This is a genomic window from Paenibacillus chungangensis (genome assembly GCF_042675905.1).
Classification (GTDB): Bacteria; Bacillota; Bacilli; order Paenibacillales; family Paenibacillaceae; genus Pristimantibacillus; species Pristimantibacillus chungangensis.
Genome location: NZ_JBHTJZ010000009.1, coordinates 54,454 through 73,990, shown reverse-complemented (window position 1 = coordinate 73,990; position 19,537 = coordinate 54,454). Strand labels below are relative to the sequence as shown.

Genomic DNA, 19,537 nt, shown 5'->3' with positions numbered 1-19,537 from the left:
GAACAATGTGGATTATGCCGTTCCACCTACAATAATACAATTCCTTCCCTTATTCTTCGCTTCGTAAAGCGCCATATCCGCACAATAGAACAAAGATTCCACGCTTATCTTGTCGTTATCCAGCGACCACTCCGATATGCCGCATGACACGGTCACTTGCGGATCCGTCTCCAGCGCCACATGAGTCCGGATACGCTCTGCAATCCGAACGGCTTGCTCCGCCCGCACGTTCGGCAAATAGACGGCAAGCTCCTCTCCTCCCCATCTGGCTGCGATGTCGCCCGCCCGAATGGAGGAATGAATGACATTGCTTACTTGCACGAGTATGCGGTCTCCTGTCTGATGACCGTACGTGTCGTTGACCTGCTTGAAATAGTCAATATCGACAAGAATGAGGGAACCGAATTCGTCCTTGCGCTGCCTGCGTTGTATCTGTTCGTTCAAGTAGTGTCTGGCATGTAAGCCCGTCAGGTTATCGGTTATGACCAGTCTGCGCATCTCGGCATGTAGCGACGCGTTCGAGACCGCAAGCCCGATGTGCGTACTCATGACCTGAAGCAGCTTGTAATTGTCGTAAGAGAAGAAATTAGGAAGCTTATGTGTCACCAGTATGACACCGACAACTTCAGTCTTAACGATAATCGGCGCTGCGATGAGCGAGCGTGAACCAGTATTGTCCATCAGCTTGGAGGTAACGACACGGGAATTCCAGTAATCCGATATGATGAGTGGCTCTCTTGTTCGATTGACAATACCGCAGAAGCCATAATCAGGCGTAAACTTCTCGCTTGTCAGGATAGGAATATTACTGGACTTCACGATGAATTCCTTGTTGTCGTTCAGTTCCAGTATACAACAATAATCGGCTTCGAAAATGTTGAGCAGTTCACGCGTGGCGAACTTGAATATCTCTGACAGCTGCAGAGACTGGTTAAGCCTCTTCGTCATCTCGTTAATGAGCCGTAACTCGTTGATAAGCAGATTGGACTGCTCGTATAGCTTGGCGTTCTCGAAGGCGCTCCCCGCCGTGTCAGCCAGCAACAGAAAAATCGGCAACTCCGACTCGTCCCACTCCTCGCTAATCACGCTCATACACAGCACGCCGTACGCCGCTTGCTTGCCCGCCAGAGGGACCGCTAGCCGAATCTTTCCGTCTCGTTCGGTCTCCTTCGTCAACTTACCCTCCAGGAACGCCTGAGCGACAATATCATGAGTCGTATTCTTGAACAGGAGGGGACGTACGCGATCGTCGCCATCCACATAGTCCTGGGAAAGATACAAATGAACCTCCGCCCCCGGATACACCTCCTCCAGGCTGGCAAGCATCTCCGTCAATACGGAGGTGGCTTCTATCCCGTTGTACAACCGCTTGACTGCCAAAAAAAGCTTGTCCCGATGTTCCGCCTCTTTCCTTCTCATTCTCTGCTGCCGCACCATATCTTTCACAAACATTCCTTCGAACAACCGGTAAAAGCAACTTCTAAAATGCAACGTGCGCGCCTGAAGCTCAGCTTCGCTGCGCGCTTCGGTCATTTCCATTATATAAACCATATGAACAAATACAGCTCCATCGCTTCTCCTCTTCATCGGGACGCCAATTGCCAAGAGTGTACCCGCTTCGCTGCTGACCGGATCCACAGTCTGGAATCCGACTTGAACAGTCCGCTCTGCGGCTTGCTCTGCTTCACTGTCCGTATCTGCAGACGGAACCGAGCCAGCCTGACATAGCAGACCTCTTCCCCTGCCGTATATGCGAACTTGGGCCGATTGCAAGAAAGGGCGCATTTCCGCCTCATCCGACCACACCTTTAAACTTTCCACCAGTAGAGAAGCAAGATAGGGCTCATCCGCATCAGTGATATCCGCAGTGGAGAACCAGAGATCGCATTCCTCTATATGGTTTTCTCTTTCCATAATCTATCACTAATCCCTTTCCCATCTTGCAGGTAAATGAGCTATCATCTCTCAATCATACTTTATTTTTAAGGATTTTGCACTATCCTTGCTAATTTTTATAGGACTTTCGCCTCTTTTTCACACGTTAGTCTTTCTTCATTTTGATCAAGCTAGTTCTTGACTTTGAGATCACATCTCGTATAGAATATAGTAATGAAAATATGGGCGTAGGGTTTTGTGTCACCCTCAGGATATGTACCGACTGCCGGACCAGCGGCTGAACTGTCGGGCAGAGCTGGCGCATCTTGCCAGCAACAATCGGGATATGTCCGCGAAACACAACCCCATTCACAAAATTTTATTTGATGAAGGAGTTAATTTGACACATGGCACGTTATACAGGACCTAAATTTAAACTAAGCCGTCGCCTCGGCATTTCCTTGAGCGGAACAGGCAAAGATCTGAAAAGACCATTCCCTCCAGGCCAGCATGGACCTAACCAACGTAGAAAAATCAGCGGTTACGGCCTACAATTGATGGAGAAGCAGAAGCTGCGCCATATGTACGGCTTGAACGAGAAACAATTCCACAACCTGTACACCAAAGCGACAAAAATGAAAGGTATTGCCGGTGAAAACTTCATGGCTCTTCTAGAGAGCCGTCTGGACAACCTGGTTTACCGTCTGGCTTTCGCTAATTCCCGTGCAGGCGCTCGTCAGCTGGTTGCTCACGGTCATATTACTGTGAACGGTAAGAAGGTAGACATTGCTTCCTACACAGTATCGATCGGCGACGTTATCAGCATTCGCGAGCGTAGCCGCAGCATGAAATCCATTAAAGAGGCTTTGGAAGGACGTCATCACCTGCCAAACTACCTCGAATTCAACGAGCAAGCACTGGAAGGCAAGTATGTTCGTCTGCCTGACCGCTCTGAGCTGTCACAAGAAATCGACGAGAAGCAAATCGTCGAATTCTACAGCCGTTAATAACAGGAACAGGGCTTTCCCACAGCAGCCAGAGACTGCAGGCGGGAAAGCCCTTTTTTTGGTTCAAACGTCCTATATGCGTCCTACTCCGGATTTTTCATATCAATGATTTCCGGCCTTTCAACTTCGGAACGCTTCGTATCTGCATTCTTCGTTAATGTCTGCAGCGCTTCGCCCAATCCATCGCGCTTCTCGACCGTTCCGCCGACCGCTTTGGAAGTAAAGCCGCGAATCAATTGGTTCACATCTATTCCTGACACGCTCTTGAGCATTTCCGGTGCTGTGGACATCAGCTCTGTCACATAGTTACTAACGCGAGCAGCGCCCTCCCCCTTGCCCGTATCGACAACTGTCAGCTTATCGATGGAACTAATCGGCTGAGCAACCTTGCCTGCCAGCTCAGGTAGCATTTTTACAATGATATCCAATACGGCCGCTTCTCCGAACTTCTCGAACGCCTCCGCCAGCTTCTCCTTCGCCTCGGCTTCCGCAAGACCCCGCAACCGGATCACGTCTGCTTCCGCAGTCCCTTTCGCTTTCTCCGCTTCCGCCACGGCAAGCCCGTCAAGCCGCTTCTTGTTCGCTTCCGCCTTGGCTTCCGCTTCTATCCGGTATTGATGCGCATCGGCTTCACGCATACGTTTCGCCTTATCCGCTTCTGCCGACTGCTCTACGGCATAACGATCGGCGTCCGCTTTCTTCTTCACTTCCGCGTCATACTGCTTCTCGCGGCGCAGAATTTCCTTCGCTTCCAGATCGATCTCACGTTCTTTGCGCACGAGCTCGACTTTCATCTGCTCCTCCACCACGCTTTGCTTGGCGCGCGCTTCCTGAATGGAGTAAGCCTGGTCGGCTTCCGCCTTCGCCGTATCCTGATCGCGCTTGAAGGAAGCGACCTTCATCTCTTTATCGCGCTCCGCCTCCGCAACATTCGTATCACGAAGCAATTCTGCCTTCTGTCCAGTCTCCTCCGCAAGCGCTTTCTGTACGCGCGCATCCCTTACCGCTTCCGCTTCGGCAATCTCCGCGTCGCGCTTCACTGCCGCAATACGTGGCTTGCCGAGCGCATCCAGATAGCCATGTTTATCGCGCACATCCTTAATTGTGAAGGAGACGATCTGCAAGCCCATCTTCTTCAAGTCCTTCGCCGCCACACCTTGTACTTCCTGGGCGAATTTGTCTCTGTTGCGATACACCTCTTCCACGGTCATCGTGCCCAATATCGCTCTTAGATGACCTTCCAGCACCTCTTGTGCCTCGCCTTTCAACGCTTCTGTAGGTTTGCCCAGGAATTGCTCTGCCGCTGTAGCGACATCTTCCACCGATCCGCCGATTTTAATAATCGCCACTCCTTCCGCCAGTACGGGCACCCCTTGCTCCGTATACACCTCAGGGGTGGATACATCCAGCTTGTGCGAGAGAAGCGAGAGGAATTCGGCGTTCTGGAAGATAGGAAGAATGAACGCTCCCCCGCCTCGTATTATCTTCACCTTCCGGCCGGATTCGTCGACAAGCGTATTGCGATTGCCGAGGAATGAACCGGTTACAAGCATCGCCTCGTCAGGGCTGACCGTCTTGTAACGCGCCCAGAATGCCAGACCGAGAACAACCAACACACCTACAACGATAATTGGAATAAGCATGGCTTCTTGCACTTGAACATCTCCTCTCAGGAATTAAGATGCAGGTCTACTTCAGAGACATAGAGGGTGTCATCCTTCACCTCGACGACTACGACCGTCGTGCCCGATGCAATCGGTTTCCCTTCAAAGCTGGCGGCAATCTGGTTGGTTATGCCGGCTCCAACCTTCACCAGCACCTCGCCGTACCCCTTCGCCGGTACCGGCGTGATCACTTCAGCCAACGCTCCGCTTAATGCGTTCACAGAAAATGCAATGGAATTCTCACTGTTCTCCATTGGCCGCACATAGAGGAAGAAAACGAGCGCTCCTGCTACAATGGCAATCAGCACGGCAAGAAGTGCGATCACGAATGCGCCAAGCGAGCTGTAGCGTTCCAGCAATATGCCTGCGCCTGCGAATACGGTGATGCCTCCAATTAGCGTCATCGGCTGCAGGAAGGGCAATCCGTCCGCAGACAGAAAGTCTAACATGCCATCCAGCGCCTGACCGAGCCAATCTCCGAATACAAGGCTAACGAGCGCGAACAGAATTCCGCCAATCAGGCAAGCCATATACAAGGTTTCCAAGTTCATCACCCTCTTTCTTCATCCATAACCTGTAATCATTGCCGTCTTTTAATACGCCGAAAACCGACATACGTTTCTCATTTATTGGTATGACATAGAATTGTTCCTTTGCTGACTTAGTCAGTCGTGTACCTGGTGAAGATTATTTGCTATAATAGTAATGTTATTTTGGAGGAGGAAGGTAACTCATGCAGGAAGAACAACAGCAATCGCGTGGCAAACCAAGATATAGCAAATGGCGTTTGTTCGGATTAGTAAGCTTTATGACGGTAAAATGGCTTGTTTACTTCGGTATATTCATTGGTCTGCTTGCCGGAGGTGCTGTGACCGGCTACGTGGCCGCACTTGTAAAGGAAGATGAAGTACGTCCAAGGACCGTTATCGAGAACAAAGTGGATGAATATGCCATGACGGGTTACGTGTACTTCAATGACGGGACATTGGTCGGCCAGTTGCGTACAGACGAAGACCGCATTGTGGTCAGCTATGAAGAGATTCCAGAAAGCGTCAAGGATGCTTTGCTAGCAACGGAAGACAACAATTTCATGGAGCACATCGGCATCGATATTACCGGACTCGGCCGCGCCGTAAAGGAAAGGCTGTTCAACGAAGACGTTCAAACAGGCGGAAGCACCATTACCCAGCAGCTTGCCCGTCACGTCTTCCTCAGTCTGGATCAAACAGACGGCCGTAAAGCGAAAGAAATCTTCCTGTCCATGCGCATGGAGCGCTATCTGACCAAGAAAGAAATTCTGACTGCTTACTTGAACAAGATGCCGTTCGGCAACGGCTCCAACGGTTACCAGGTACACGGCATTAAAGCCGCCGCTAAAGGCATCTTCGGCGTAAAGGATCTGAATGATCTCCATATCGCACAGGCCGCTTATCTGGCAGGCTTACCACAATTGCCTTCACGCTACTCTGCATTCACCGGCGCCGGCAAGTTCAATGAAACCGGCTTCGAGAGGGCGATGAAGCGCCAGCAATTCGTACTGAAGCGCATGCTGGAGACGGGCAGAATTACGCAGGAAGTGTACGATGATGCTGTCAAATTCGACATTCGCGCAACTATCGCACCGACAAGCGAGAAAGGCTATACGACTTATCCTTACTTAATGCTGGAAGCAGAGCGTAAAGCCGCAGAAGTTCTGCTGATGAAGGAAGATCCCAGCTTGACGACAGAAGAACTGCGCAAGCCGGAGAATGCGGATCGCATCGAAGAAGCCCGGCAGCATCTGCTGCGGGCAGGTTATCATATCCATACGACAATTGACAAAGAAATTTATCAAATTATGAGAGATATCGGCAGCGATGAGAACAACTTCACCCCCTACAGCGAAACGAAAGGTCTGGAGCAGATTGCGGGCATGATGATCGATCATCGCACCGGCGCGATTCTCGGTATGCTGGAAGGACGGGACTTCTATGAGGAGCAAATGAACTTTGCGACGCAAATGGTCCGTCAGCCGGGTTCGACCATGAAGACAATCGCAGCCTATCTTCCCGGCATTCACCTTGGAATTGTACAGCCCGCCAGCATCATCGACGATGCTCCTATGGTCATGAAGGACGGCCAGAAAGGCTTCCATATACCGATGAATGTGACGCGGAAGTTCCGGGGACTGGTCACTGCCAGAGACGCGCTCAACCGCTCTCTGAATTTGCCCGCGCTCAAAATTTACAACGAACAGGTTACGATTCCGGTTGCGTTGGAGTTCGTGCGGGAGCTAGGTATTACCACGCTGGACCCTGCTGACGAGTATTCCCAGACGGGTGTCATCGGTGGGCTGCAATACGGCACGACAGTAGAGGAATTGACGAATGCCTACGGTTCAATTGCGAACAACGGCGTATTCAACGACGCTTATCTGATAGAAAAGATAACGGATTCCAATGGCAAAACCGTGTATGACCACGAAGCCAAGCCGAAAACACTATTCTCGGAACAAACGGCTTTTCTAATGACAGATATGCTTAGAACCGTTATATCCAGCCCTTCAGGCAGCGGCTACAATCTCACAAGAGAATTCGACAAGTACGGTAAAATTCCGATAGCCGGAAAGACTGGATCAACGCAAGGGTACGGCGACGTATGGTTCATGGGCTTCTCGCCGGATGTGACGCTGGGCGTATGGGCAGGCTATGAGAAGCAAGCCAACTCGCTTACGTATGAGGGCAGATGGCGCGCACGGAAAATCTGGGCCAAAATATTAAACGAAGTATCGGACGCGAAGCCGGAGATGTTCAAAACGGAACAATTCGACAGACCGGATGGCGTGACAAAAGCAACGGTATCCAGCGCAAGCGGGCTACTGCCAACCGCATTAACCAGATCCGCTGGTATGCTGGTAACGGATTGGTTCGACAAGAAGCATATTCCGAAGAAAAAGGACGAATCTCTTGTAGAGATGAAGTATATCACTTACGAAGGCATCAACTATGTACCGAATGAGAAGACACCTTCAGAGTTCTTGAAGCAAAAAGTTGTCATTAAACGGAAGAAGCCGCTGGATGAATTAATGGATGAGATCAAAGCGGCGCAAGCGAAGCTCCCCGGAAGTAAAAGGCTGCCGCTGGAGCGATACTTGCCTGCTGATGCGGAGAACAACGCGCCGTCGAAGACGGACCCTCGCGAAGACGATGGGGCACCGCCTACTCCGCCTCAAAATGTCAAGATGGATGCAGCTGATAACGGCGAGGTCAAAATCACGTTCACTGACAGTCCTTCTAAGGATGTCGTGGGATATCGTGTGTACCGCGCCTTCAATGACGAGGAGTTCAAAAAATTGGGCGAATCCTTCCATCTCGGCGACAATTATAACATGCCGACAATGGCGAAGCTGGATGCACTAACCAAATATTATGTAACTGCTGTCGATGTCGTAGGCAAGGAATCCGAGCCAAGCGTCATACTGCAATTCGGCTCATTGCCTGTCATTCCGGAAAGTCCTGATGGAAGCGGCGAAGACAATGGTAACGACAGCGGCAATAATGGCGGGGACAACGGCAACGGCAACGGCGGGGAAACGGGTAACGACAACGGCAATAACGGTGGGGGCAACAGCAACGGCGACAGCAGTAATGGCGGGGATAATAACCAGTCTGGAAGTACTCCTGTCCCTTCAGCCCCCACAGGCGTTACAGCTGTCCGATCGGACCTGAGCGTCACCATCAGCTGGTCGGCCAATTCCGTATCGGATCAGGTGGTACAGTATAACGTCTACTTCAAAGAAGAAGGTGGGAGTAAATATTCCCGAATCGCTTTCACCTCTCAAACCAGCTTTGAGCATGTAGCACCTTTAACCGCAGGTACCTATTACATCACTGCAGAAAATGATGAAGGTGTCTCCGAACGTTCCGCTACAGTCAGCATCCAATAAAATCTATACGAATGACTGGCTAACCGAATAGCGGGAAGCACAAAGGACACCCAGAACGGGTGTCCTTTGTTATGTATGCAGCTAGCGTGGTAAGCATTGTTGCATGTCCTGATGAAGCAATGAAAGTCTGACTACTCACCTAGGGATGATGAATAGTCAGGCTTCCAATCCACAGGTCAGTCTTCAATGGTTGACAAATCGCCCGTCGGCAAATTGAGTTCCCAAGCTTTCAGCACACGCCTCATAATTTTGCCACTGCGCGTCTTCGGCAGCTTATCCTTGAACTCGATCTCTCTCGGCGCCGCATGCGCGGACAGCCCCACCTTCACGAATTGGGAAATATCCTTCTTCAGCTCCTCCGACGGCTCATAGCCCTCGCGTAGAGCGATAAATGCTTTAATGATCTCCCCGCGCATCGGATCTGGCTTTCCGATTACACCGGCCTCTGCAACCGCAGGATGCTCGACCAGCTTGCTTTCCACTTCGAACGGGCCTACACGCTCGCCCGCCGTGTTAATCACATCGTCAATTCTGCCCTGGAACCAGAAGTAACCGTCTTCATCCATATAGGCAGAGTCACCTGAGACATACCAGCCTTCCAGACGGAAATACTCCTCGTACTTGGCCGGATTGTTCCATACTTTCCTCATCATCGACGGCCATGGTGTACGTATGGCCAGATTACCCATCCGATACGGAGGAACTTCATTGCCGTTGTCGTCGATAATGGCTGCTTGAACGCCTGGCAGCGGTTTGCCCATAGAACCCGGCTTGATGTCCATGCTTGGATAGTTGCATATGAGCTGGCCCCCGGTCTCCGTCATCCACCATGTATCATGAATGCGTTGGCCGTACACTTTCATCCCCCAGCGGACAACTTCCGGGTTAAGCGGTTCACCGACGCTCAACACATGGCGAAGGCTAGACAAGTCGAATTGCTTCGAGAGGTCGTCACCCGCTCCCATTAGCATTCGAAATGCAGTAGGCGCGCTGTACCATACCGTTACGCCGTATTTCTGAATGACACTGTACCAATCGCTGGGACTAAAGCGTCCGCCTCGCACAACATTCGATGCGCCATTCAGCCAAGGCGCGAAGATGCCGTAAGAAGTGCCCGTAACCCAGCCAGGGTCTGCTGTACACCAGTAAATATCGTCTTCCTTCAGGTCCAGCACCACTCTACCAGTATACATATGCTGAATCATTGCATTCTGCACATGGAGTATGCCCTTAGGCCTGCCTGTGGAACCGGAAGTATAATGGAGAATCAGTCCGTCTTCGCGTCCCAACCATTCGATCTCAGCCTGATCGGAGGCCTTGTCCATCTCAGCCTGATAATCAATAATGCCTTCCTCTTGCGGAATGTCATCGCCATATACAATAATATGCTTGAGATTCGGCAGTTCGTCGCGCTTAATGCGAGGCAACAATGAAGGCGTCGTCACGATTGCAATCGCTTCGCTGTCCTGCAGCCGGTCTTTCACCGCTGTCTCCATGAATGCTTCGAATAACGGCCCAACGACCGCGCCGATCTTCACGGCGCCAAGAACGCTGAAGTAAAGCTCAGGCGTGCGAGGCATGAAGATGAATACGCGCTCGCCTCTGCCTATGCCGAGACCGCGAAGCACGTTGGCGAACCGGTTGGATTGCTCACTAAGTTGGCGGTACGTATAGGATTCATCGCGAACGCTGTCGCTATAATAAAGGGCAGTCTTATCTCCCAGACCGCGCTCCAGATGGCGATCAATCGCTTCATAAGCCATGTTGACCTTACCAGTCGTATGCCAGCTGAATTGTTTCTCTACTTCTTCCCAGTTGAAAGAAGCTGCCGCTTCTTCGTAGTTTCTCAGATTCGGATTACTCGCTGTTGCCGGTACGCGCTCTTGATGCAAGTTGACCATCCTATCACTCTCCCATCAGATCTATATACCTCCATAATGAGAAGGCGCTTTCAAACATACTCTGTTATTATAGCACACAAAGTTTATTTCCGACTATGCTTTTCATTTGATTGATTGTTTGTTATAACCATATAGAGGCATCATGTAAAACATCTTATTGACTACATACAAGGGAGCTTGAGTCCATGGAGCATCGAAAACGGTTCCAAACCGAGAAGATAACTGTTGATAACGAACGAGAGCTCATCCTCGAAGGTCCGCTTCCCCCCCATCGGCTTACCGATTATACCATGCACCCTCAATTAGATGCCTTCCGCCGCCCGCTAGAGCAACATGAGGCGCTGGTGGACATTGCCGGACTGGAGGAAGGACGAATTATTGCGGCAGTAGATGATGGGGTAATCGTCGGCTATGTCACCTTCCACTATCCCGACGAATTGGAACGTTGGTCCGAAGGCGGCATGTCCGACTTGATCGAACTTGGCGCCATTGAAGTAGCCAACGATTATCGAGGCTACGGCCTAGGGAAGAAATTGATCCAACTTTCTTTTGCCGAGGAGCAGCTGGAGAATGCAATCGTATATACGACGGAGTATTATTGGCACTGGGATTTGGAGAGCACCAAGCTCAACGTATGTGACTATCGCAATATGATGGAGAATTTGATGAAATCTGTTGATATGGTTTGGTATGCGACGGACGATCCTGAGATCTGCTCGCATCCGGCGAACTGCTTGATGGTACGGATCGGCAAGGAAGTGCCGCTCAGTTCCGTGGAGCAATTCGACCGCGTAAGGTTCCGAGGAAGATTCATGTATTAATATGCCGATCTCGGCAGAAAGGATATGAGCCCGAACATGTCGTCTAATGCATTGTTCTTTCATCACCCGCAAGCAGCCCGATATAAATTTTACGATGATCATCCCTTCGACCCCATCCGTTATCAGTTGACGCTTGATCTGCTCAAGGATGCCAGCGCGCTGAAGGACGAAGATATCGAGACGCCTGTGATTGAGGTGACGGATCAGTTACTGCAACTCGTCCATCGCCCCGATTATGTGAAAGCGGTTAAACAGTTAAGCAACGCTGCCAATTGGACCAGCGATGAAGCGCTAGCCAATCAATATGGCATGCACACCGAAGACACCCCCTACTTCGAAGGCATTCATGAAGCCGCAGCCGCGATCGTATCCGGATCTGTCGCAGCAGCAGATGCTGTTATGAGCGGGCGGACTCTTCATGCCTATCATATGGCAGGCGGTCTGCACCATGCCTTTCCAGACCGCGCTGCGGGCTTCTGTGTATACAATGACGCTGCGATCGCCATTCAGCGGATTCGCGATATGTATGGCGCTCGCGTTCTATACATCGATACGGACGTGCATCATGGCGACGGAGTCCAATGGAGCTTCTACGAAAACCCGGATATCTGCACATACTCCATTCATGAGACGGGCAAGTTCCTGTTTCCCGGGACGGGGTTTGCTTATGAGAAAGGACTAGACAAGGGCTTTGGCGCCTGCTTCAACGTGCCGATGGAGCCTTATACCGAGGATGATTCCTGGTTGGAGTGCTTTAATACAACGATAAGGAAGGTTATCCAGCACTTCAAGCCGGATGTCATTGTGAGCCAGCACGGCTGTGATGCGCACGCTTACGACCCCCTTTCTCATATTCACTGCTCGATGCGTATTTATAAGGAGATGCCTGCGATCATCCATGAACTGGCGCACAGCTTTACAGAGGGCAGATGGATCGCGCTTGGCGGGGGAGGATACGACTTGTGGCGTGTCGTTCCTCGCGCATGGTCGCTTGTATGGCTGGAGATGACCGATCATCCCTTACTGCAGTCATTGGACGGAACTGCGTTGCCGGAGACGTGGATACACCGGTGGCAAGACAGTAGTCCGTTCCTACTGCCACGCCGCTGGTTAGACGACGCGTCCGCCTTTCCCGCTATGCCTCGCCGAGATCACATTCAGACACAGAACCGGCATGTGCAGGATATCGTGATTCAAGACTTGTAACTGACAAGTCGACCCAAAAGTGAAAAGCAGTCGTTCCAACTTAGTGGAACGACTGCCATGAGCAATAAAGTCAATTATGGCATGCGCTTTAGCATCTCATCGATCATGCGCATGGAATGGTCGGAAGCCTTCACAGTGAATTCTTCAAAGTTAACATGAGCCGAGCCGTCGGCCTTGTCTGACATAGAGCGAATAATGACGAACGGAGTTCCATTCATCTGACATACCTGCGCTACAGCGGCGCCTTCCATCTCGGCACAAGCGCCACGCAGCCCTTCATACAACTCGTTCACTTTATCGCGGCTCGCGATGAACTGATCCCCGGAGAGCACTTTGCCAGCCACGCTTCGCCCTGGGAAGAGAAGCTCGCTCACTCCGGTGGCCAGCTTCACCAATTCCGGATCGGCGACGAACTCGGATACTTCCTGATAAGGGATAACGCCCTGCGGGAAGCCAAGCGGTGTACAATCCATATCATGCTGGATACAGGTTGTGGAGACGACGATATCCCCGATCTGGAGCCTCGGATCAAGCGCCCCCGCAACCCCGGTGAAGAGAATACAATCTACACCTGCCCCGATGAGCAGTTGCGTACACACCGCGGCGTTCACTTTACCCACACCCGACTTGCAATAAATGACGGATCGCCCATGGAGCGTTCCCTTGTAATAAGTAATGCCTGCTTGAGTATATTGTGACGCCACTTCTACGTGTTCATGAAGCTGCTTAATCTCTTCATCCATGGCGCCGATAATTCCGATTGTATTCCAGGACATGAACGTTATGCTCCCCCCACCGATTGACGCATAACGATCTCATGAGGAAGCGTCACTTTGTACTGCTCCACATGCTCCTTCTTCATTAGCTTCGTCAGAAGCCTCATCGATACCGCCCCAATATCGTACATGGGCTGTGCTACCGCTGTCAGCTGCGGCCTTACCATAGATGCCATGCGACTGTTGTCTACGCTGATGACCGATATATCGCCCGGCACTTGCAGATCGGAATCCTGAATGCAGTGAATAGCTCCGATTGCCATCTCGTCGGTAGCGGAGAATACGGCTGTAGGCCGTTCATCCAGCGCGATGAAGTACTTCATCGCCTCGACCCCGGATTCATAACGATAATTACCGATACGAACCAAAGACTCGTCATAGGATAAGCCGTTCTCTTGTAGCGCTCGCTTGTACCCTTGGAATCTGGCATAGCCGTTGGCAGGGTCTTGAAGTGTGCCGCTAATCATTGCAATCCGCTTATGTCCGTTCTGAATAAGCTTCATGACAGCGTCATAAGCCGCTTCTTCGTGATTGATGTCAACGGAAGGGATCTGTTCGTTCTCATCGGATGTCGCGCACAGTACGACCGGAACATTCGTAGTCTTGAACGCTTGCAAGTGATCTTCCGTCACCGCTCCGCCCATGAAGAGAAGCCCGTCTACTTGCTTCTCCAGCAGCGTATTGACGACACGAATTTCCTTGTCCTTCTTCTTGTCGGCATTACACAGAATAATATTGTAGTGGTACATGTTCGCAATATCCTCGATCCCGCGTGCTACTTCTGCAAAGATGGAATTGGAGATGTCGGGAATGACGACGCCAACAGTCGTCGTCCGCTTGCTTGCCAATCCTCTTGCAACAGCGTTCGGCCGATAGCCTAATCTCTCAATCGCTTCATATACTTTCTTTCGCGTAGCTGGCTTTACATTCGGGTTGTTATTGACAACTCGCGATACTGTAGCCATGGATACGCCTGCTTCTCTTGCTACATCATAAATGGTTACCGTCACGGATTCTCTCTCCATTTGTTCAAATTTTTGATTCTATCATACTTCATTCATACGTACTCCGCATATTAACGTAATGATACGACAAAATATTACTTTTCGCAATGTTGACCCAACTATGTAAGCAGTGGCCGTCTGCTCAATTGCTCCAACCGTTTCTTCACATCTTCAAGCCAATCCTTGTCGTCCAAGGACTGGGCAAGCAAATACATGTCAAGCAGCGCATTGATTCTCCCTTTCATAAGCTCCTCCATTGCGACATCGCTAGGAAGCTGCTTCGTCCCATTAGCCTCTACTAGTAAATCTGCCCATTCATTGCACTCGTTAAACAGGAACGTCTGTTTATTGGGCTGGGAGCCAAGCTGAGAAATCAGTCCCGTCAAGTCCGATTTCACTTCTGGGATTACTTCGCTTTTACTACAGCTATTACAGCTGAAAATAGGTACGTTGTCGATTTCAACTTTGCCCGAGTATATAACCGTTCTTAACTTCATTGTCATCATATCGCCGCATTGGCATGGCTTCTGCAAGATGGTCAGCTCCCCTCTAAGCGCGACTTTGAATCCAGTCATTTCGCACATAAGATCAGTTGCTTACCCATTCGACCTTTTTTGCCAAAAATCCTGCTTCCGCCCACCATGCAATTTTTAACTACATCAACCAATTCTGCTATATTAAGCAGGTGGCTCTACCTTGTTCGTCCCGGCTATTCTTCGCCAAATTTTGCGAACGGCGGGAATGGATACGAGCAATACCCAGAGTGTTGCACCGATCCCATCATTCCGAAGATCCATCGTATCCATCATCCGGCCGCCAACGAATGATTGATGATATTCATCCGTCACGCCGTAAAGTACACATAGCGTAACAATCAGCAGCTTCATAGAGAGACGCTCCGAATGTCTACCGAGACCGTAATCAAACGCGGCCGCCAACAGAAAGTAAGCGACGAAGTGTCCCCAGTTGAAATCGTTCATGAAGGGAAACCACTTCTGGAAAAACGGCAATACTTTGTTCATCTCGTCACCCGTGCGCGAAGACAGGATAAAGATGACGGCCATCCAGCAAAACGCCGGTACAAATCTTATTATTTTTTTGTAAATAGCTTGTGATTGGTTCTTCATTTGCTTCATCCTTACTCCTTCGATACAATAGGAATGAAATCATACTTGTACGTATTGGAGGGTATTGGCATGTCCTTGCAGAACAGAACTGTGATCTGCTTGCTTGACGATGAGTTCGAGGATTTGGAGTTATGGTATCCCGTATATCGTGCCCGTGAGGCCGGAGCAACGGTATTATTCGCCGGACCGGAGAAGGGTAGGACGCATATCGGAAAGTATGGTGTTCCCGCCGTTGCCGACGTATCGTTCCAGGAAGTCAGCAGCCATGATATTATTGGTATGCTTGTCCCGGGAGGATGGGCGCCGGACAAGCTAAGACGTTATCCTGAAGTGCTGCGCCTCGTGCAAGAGCTGAATGAACAGGATAAACCTATCGGCCAGATCTGCCACGCAGGTTGGGTGCTCATTTCCGCCAAAATATTGGAGGGACGCAAAGTAACGTCTACACCAGGCATAAGAGACGACATGGAAAACGCAGGCGCTCAATGGTTCGATGAAGCCGTCGTCGTTGATAGTAATTTGATCTCCGCCAGAAGACCTCCTGATTTGCCGCCGTACGCCAAAGCCTTCGTAGACGCGCTTGAGCAGCGAATGGGTTAACCATTCGCTGCTTTCTCTTCTTGCTTCTCCAGGAACGATTCCAGATGCGCGATAATTTCCTTGCTCGTCCGGCAATATTGCAGCTGCCTGAAGATCGCCAGACTCTCTTGCTGTCGCGTCTTAAGCAGACGCTCCTTCAGCGGCAGTATGGAATGAGCCGACATGCTGAGTTCTTCTACGCCCAGGCTAAGCCAGATAGGCAATGCCCGCAAGTCCCCAGCCATCTCCCCGCACACCCCGACTTTAATGCCATGCCGCTTGGCCGCATCCACTGTAGATTGCAGCATACGAAGCAGAGCGGGATGGAAGGGTTCGTACAGATGAGATATCTCCTCGTTCATCCGATCGACCGCAAGCGTGAATTGCAACAAGTCATTCGTTCCTATACTGAAGAAATCCACCTCTTGTGCTAACAAATCCGCAATCATGACGGCTGCGGGCACTTCGATCATCACTCCAATTGGCATGTTGGACGCGAACGGTACGCCTTCAGAGCGAAGCTCCTGCTTCGCCTCCTCCAATATTGCATTTGCCGCTCGCACTTCTTCAACGGACGTAATAAGTGGATACAGCAGCTTGATGTTTCCATGCATGCCGGCACGCAATATCGCTCTCAGCTGCGTCTTGAACAGCTCCTTCTGCACCAGCGATATACGAATCGCTCTGTATCCCAAGAATGGATTGTCTTCTTCCGGCAGCTCGAAATAATCAAGTTGCTTGTCCCCGCCGATATCCAACGTGCGAATGACGAGCGACTCACTTCCTAGACGCTCCGCGACGCTCGCATATACCTCGTATTGCTCTTCTTCCTTCGGGAAACGATTCCTGTCCATGTATAAAAATTCCGTTCGGAACAACCCTACGCCCGTTGCCCCGCTGGTCAGCGCAATCTCCAGCTCCTTGAAGGAGCTGATATTGGCTGCGAGCTGGACTGACTTCCCGTCGGGCGTGATGGATTGATGGGAAGCAATGCGATGGAGCTTCTCCTTCTCCTCGTCCATCCGATGCTGCATCTGCCGATAAATTTCGACCTCCTCATGCGAGGGATCGATATAGACGGTGCCTTCACTACCGTCGATGATGATGAATTGTCCCGTAATAATCGGCTCGCCCAGCTTCTGCTCAATGCCGACAACCAGAGGGATGCCGAGCGCACGCGCCATAATGGCGGAGTGCGAAGTCGTACTTCCCGCCAGCGTAACAATGCCAAGCACATGGTCGGGGTTCAAATTCGCCAACTGGGATGGTGAGAGTTCCTTCGCAACGAGAATGAAAGGCTGCGTATCGGAAGGCAGCGTAATCTCCGGAGCGCCGAGTAGATGCTTGAGCAGCCGATTGCCTACATCCTTGATATCAAGCGCGCGTTCCTTCATATAATCGTCATCCAGCAAGTCGAACATCGTCACGAAGTGGTCGATAGCTTCTTTCACCGCCACTTCTGCCGCAGTATATTGACGCTGAATAATGCCCTGGATCTCGTTCATAAATACAGGGTCATCCAGGATGGCCAGATGGGCATCAAATATTTGCGTCTGCTCCGTACCTACGACTTCCTGAAGCTCAACTTTTATTTGTTCGATCTCATACTTGGAAGTGCGTATGCCCTCATAGACCCTTTCGAACTCCCTGGCGAAATCAGCCACATCTATTTTTTGATCGGGAACTTCCCACTCCCAATTAGGCAGCACAAAAGCCTTTCCTATGGCAATGCCCGCTGAAGCACCTATCCCATGAATCATTGTGTTTCCCCTCCACCATTGCTCTCATTGAGTACGACTGACATCACTGAGGATTGCCCCTTCTTCACTTGTTTGAATGGCGCAAATCGCCAGGAACGTACCGCTTCCACGTTGGTTATGACCATCGGCGTAGCCAGCGATTTACTCTCCTTGCGCACACGCTGCAGATTGAAACGGATTAGCAGATCGCCCGGCAGCACCTCGTCCCCTTCCTTCACAACCGCTTGAAAGTACGATTTCCCGGCCAGGCCCGACGTATCGATGCCGATATGCATAAGCACTTCCAAATCTTCGGCAGTGCGTATTCCTATCGCATGCATCGTCGGATAAATATGAATCACAGTCCCCTTCACCGGCGACACCAGCTCTCCCCGATCCGGCAAGAATGCGACGCCGTCGCCTACCAGCCTGCCAGCGAAAATAGGGTCCGGCACTTCGTCCAGCGAAATCATCTTACCTTGCATCGGCGAATGAAATAGCACCTGATCCTGATCGCGCTGAATCGCCTTGAGCATTTCTTCCCGTATCAACTCGGAATATGTGCCGAATACGACCTGTACATGCCCTCCGCCAAGCCTGATAACGCCTGCAGCCCCTAAGCTGCGAAGCGCATTGATATCCAGTTCCTTCTCGCTGGCCAGCTTTAGTCGAAGCCGCGTAATGCAGGACTCCATCTGTACGATATTCTCTTTGCCGCCGATCGCCTGCAGAATGAGAGGAGCGCGGTATGGAATGTCGCCGGCCCATTCATCCAGAGGCGAGCCCTCTTCACGTCCGGGAGTTGGAATACGGAACCTCCTAATTGCCCAGCGGAACAGAAAGTAATACACGATTCCGACGACAATACCGATCGGTATGATCAGCCAGCCTTTCGTTGCCAGATGCTCGTTGATTGCAAAGTCGATCGCGCCTGCGGAGAACGAGAATCCATGCCTTACACCGAGCTCGTATGTGATCCACATAATAATGCCCGACAATACCGCATGCACAACATACAGGTAAGGAGCGACAAAGAGAAAAGCAAATTCTACAGGTTCTGTCACACCCGTCAAAAACGAGGCAAGTGCGGCAGATAGAAACGTTTTGCGAATTTTGGGCTTCAGATCCTCGCGCGCTTCATGGATAATTGCAAATGCGATCGCCGGTAACGCGAACATCATCGTGGGATACAGCCCCGCCATAAATGCCCCGGCAGTAGGATCGCCTGCAAAGAAGCGAGGCAAATCGCCATATACCATATTGCCGTATTCATTCTCATATCCGCCAATCTGGAACCAGAACACGTGACTAACGAGATGATGCAGACCGAATACGACGAGTATGCGGTGTACAAAACCGTATAAGAAAACACCGAAGCCGCCAGCTGACGCAACGATATCGCCTAGCTGAACAAGTTGATCCTGCAGGAAGGGAGCAATATTGACCATTCCGATTGAAAATAAGAGCGCCAAGAAACTCACGAACAATGGAACAAAACGGGGTCCTCCAAAAAACTGTATGTATTCCGGAAGTCGAAGATCTTTAAACCGTTCATAGCTCTTCCCTGCGGTCAGTCCGATCAAAACGCCGATAAAAATCGTCGGATGGATGGCGGGATTGGCGGACTCCGTAATGCCAGAATAGATGAAAATACCGGCGAGCGAAGCGACTCCTGCCGCCAACGCATTGCCTGTCAGCCCCAATGCTACGCCAATCGCAAACAAATGAGGCAAATAATGAAATATAATCTCGCTGGCTGCGCGCAAATGCTCAGGCATCGCTGGTAATCCGATATATGACCATGGCAACTGGCTCAAGCTTAAAAATACGGCAGCTCCCGGAAGCGCAATCATAGGCAGCATTAAAGCTCGTCCCAGCTGCTGCAAGCTTCCTATAAATGTCATATTTCTCCT

At 50.9% G+C, this 19,537-nt stretch carries 15 protein-coding genes; 5 read left to right on the top strand and 10 right to left on the bottom strand.

Annotated elements, in window-relative coordinates; all coding sequences use genetic code 11:
- Positions 1-12: 12 nt before the first annotated feature.
- Complete coding sequence (locus tag ACFQ2I_RS08100) at positions 13-1,914, bottom strand: sensor domain-containing diguanylate cyclase (protein WP_377563455.1); 1,902 nt, start codon at positions 1,912-1,914, stop codon at positions 13-15.
- A gap of 368 nt (positions 1,915-2,282) precedes the next feature.
- On the opposite strand from ACFQ2I_RS08100, the gene rpsD reads away from it, so the two are divergent.
- Complete coding sequence (rpsD, locus tag ACFQ2I_RS08095) at positions 2,283-2,882, top strand: 30S ribosomal protein S4 (protein WP_377563453.1); 600 nt, start codon at positions 2,283-2,285, stop codon at positions 2,880-2,882.
- An 83-nt stretch (positions 2,883-2,965) separates the two neighbouring features.
- Here rpsD and ACFQ2I_RS08090 read toward each other — a convergent pair whose 3' ends face one another.
- Positions 2,966-4,525, bottom strand: a complete 1,560-nt coding sequence (locus ACFQ2I_RS08090) for a flotillin family protein (RefSeq protein WP_377563867.1) — start codon at positions 4,523-4,525, stop codon at positions 2,966-2,968.
- Between the two features lie 26 nt (positions 4,526-4,551).
- Entirely contained in the window at positions 4,552-5,091 is a 540-nt protein-coding gene (locus ACFQ2I_RS08085; protein WP_377563452.1) for a protease, read from the bottom strand.
- A 188-nt stretch (positions 5,092-5,279) separates the two neighbouring features.
- On the opposite strand from ACFQ2I_RS08085, the gene ACFQ2I_RS08080 reads away from it, so the two are divergent.
- Positions 5,280-8,471, top strand: a complete 3,192-nt coding sequence (locus ACFQ2I_RS08080; protein ID WP_377563450.1) for a transglycosylase domain-containing protein — start codon at positions 5,280-5,282, stop codon at positions 8,469-8,471.
- Between the two features lie 176 nt (positions 8,472-8,647).
- Here the strand turns inward: ACFQ2I_RS08080 and acsA are convergent, their stop codons facing one another.
- Positions 8,648-10,372, bottom strand: a complete 1,725-nt coding sequence (gene acsA, locus ACFQ2I_RS08075; RefSeq protein WP_377563448.1) for an acetate--CoA ligase — start codon at positions 10,370-10,372, stop codon at positions 8,648-8,650.
- Positions 10,373-10,557: 185 nt separating this feature from the next.
- Here acsA and ACFQ2I_RS08070 point away from each other — a divergent pair, with 185 nt between their 5' ends.
- Both ACFQ2I_RS08070 and ACFQ2I_RS08065 read left to right on the top strand, forming a co-directional pair.
- On the top strand, positions 10,558-11,193 hold the full coding sequence (locus ACFQ2I_RS08070) for a GNAT family N-acetyltransferase (protein WP_377563447.1): 636 nt from the start codon (positions 10,558-10,560) through the stop codon (positions 11,191-11,193).
- Between the two features lie 36 nt (positions 11,194-11,229).
- Positions 11,230-12,399: an acetoin utilization protein AcuC gene (locus ACFQ2I_RS08065; RefSeq protein ID WP_377563446.1), complete on the top strand. Its 1,170-nt coding sequence runs from the start codon at positions 11,230-11,232 to the stop codon at positions 12,397-12,399.
- Positions 12,400-12,473: 74 nt separating this feature from the next.
- On the opposite strand, the gene ACFQ2I_RS08060 is transcribed toward ACFQ2I_RS08065, so the two are convergent.
- From ACFQ2I_RS08060 to ACFQ2I_RS08045, 4 genes are all read right to left on the bottom strand, one after another.
- Complete coding sequence (locus ACFQ2I_RS08060; protein ID WP_377563445.1) at positions 12,474-13,175, bottom strand: 5'-methylthioadenosine/adenosylhomocysteine nucleosidase; 702 nt, start codon at positions 13,173-13,175, stop codon at positions 12,474-12,476.
- Positions 13,176-13,180: 5 nt separating this feature from the next.
- Positions 13,181-14,185 carry a catabolite control protein A gene (gene ccpA / locus ACFQ2I_RS08055; protein ID WP_377563443.1) on the bottom strand — a complete coding sequence of 335 codons (1,005 nt, stop codon included), beginning with the start codon at positions 14,183-14,185 and terminating at the stop codon, positions 13,181-13,183.
- 113 nt (positions 14,186-14,298) lie between these two features.
- Positions 14,299-14,712 (bottom strand): hypothetical protein, encoded by a 414-nt coding sequence (locus tag ACFQ2I_RS08050; protein WP_377563441.1) that lies wholly within the window; start codon positions 14,710-14,712, stop codon positions 14,299-14,301.
- Between the two features lie 144 nt (positions 14,713-14,856).
- Entirely contained in the window at positions 14,857-15,306 is a 450-nt protein-coding gene (locus ACFQ2I_RS08045) for a VanZ family protein (RefSeq protein WP_377563440.1), read from the bottom strand.
- A 69-nt stretch (positions 15,307-15,375) separates the two neighbouring features.
- On the opposite strand from ACFQ2I_RS08045, the gene ACFQ2I_RS08040 reads away from it, so the two are divergent.
- A complete protein-coding gene (locus ACFQ2I_RS08040) occupies positions 15,376-15,906 on the top strand; it encodes a type 1 glutamine amidotransferase domain-containing protein (RefSeq protein WP_377563439.1) in 531 nt (176 codons plus the stop codon).
- Here the strand turns inward: ACFQ2I_RS08040 and ptsP are convergent.
- On the bottom strand, positions 15,903-17,645 hold the full coding sequence (gene ptsP, locus ACFQ2I_RS08035; protein ID WP_377563437.1) for a phosphoenolpyruvate--protein phosphotransferase: 1,743 nt from the start codon (positions 17,643-17,645) through the stop codon (positions 15,903-15,905). The two genes, ACFQ2I_RS08040 and ptsP, sit on opposite strands and share 4 nt — an antisense overlap.
- Positions 17,642-19,528 (bottom strand): glucose PTS transporter subunit IIA, encoded by a 1,887-nt coding sequence (locus ACFQ2I_RS08030; RefSeq protein ID WP_377563435.1) that lies wholly within the window; start codon positions 19,526-19,528, stop codon positions 17,642-17,644. Before ACFQ2I_RS08030 ends, ptsP begins: the two co-directional genes overlap by 4 nt.
- Positions 19,529-19,537 lie beyond the last annotated feature (9 nt).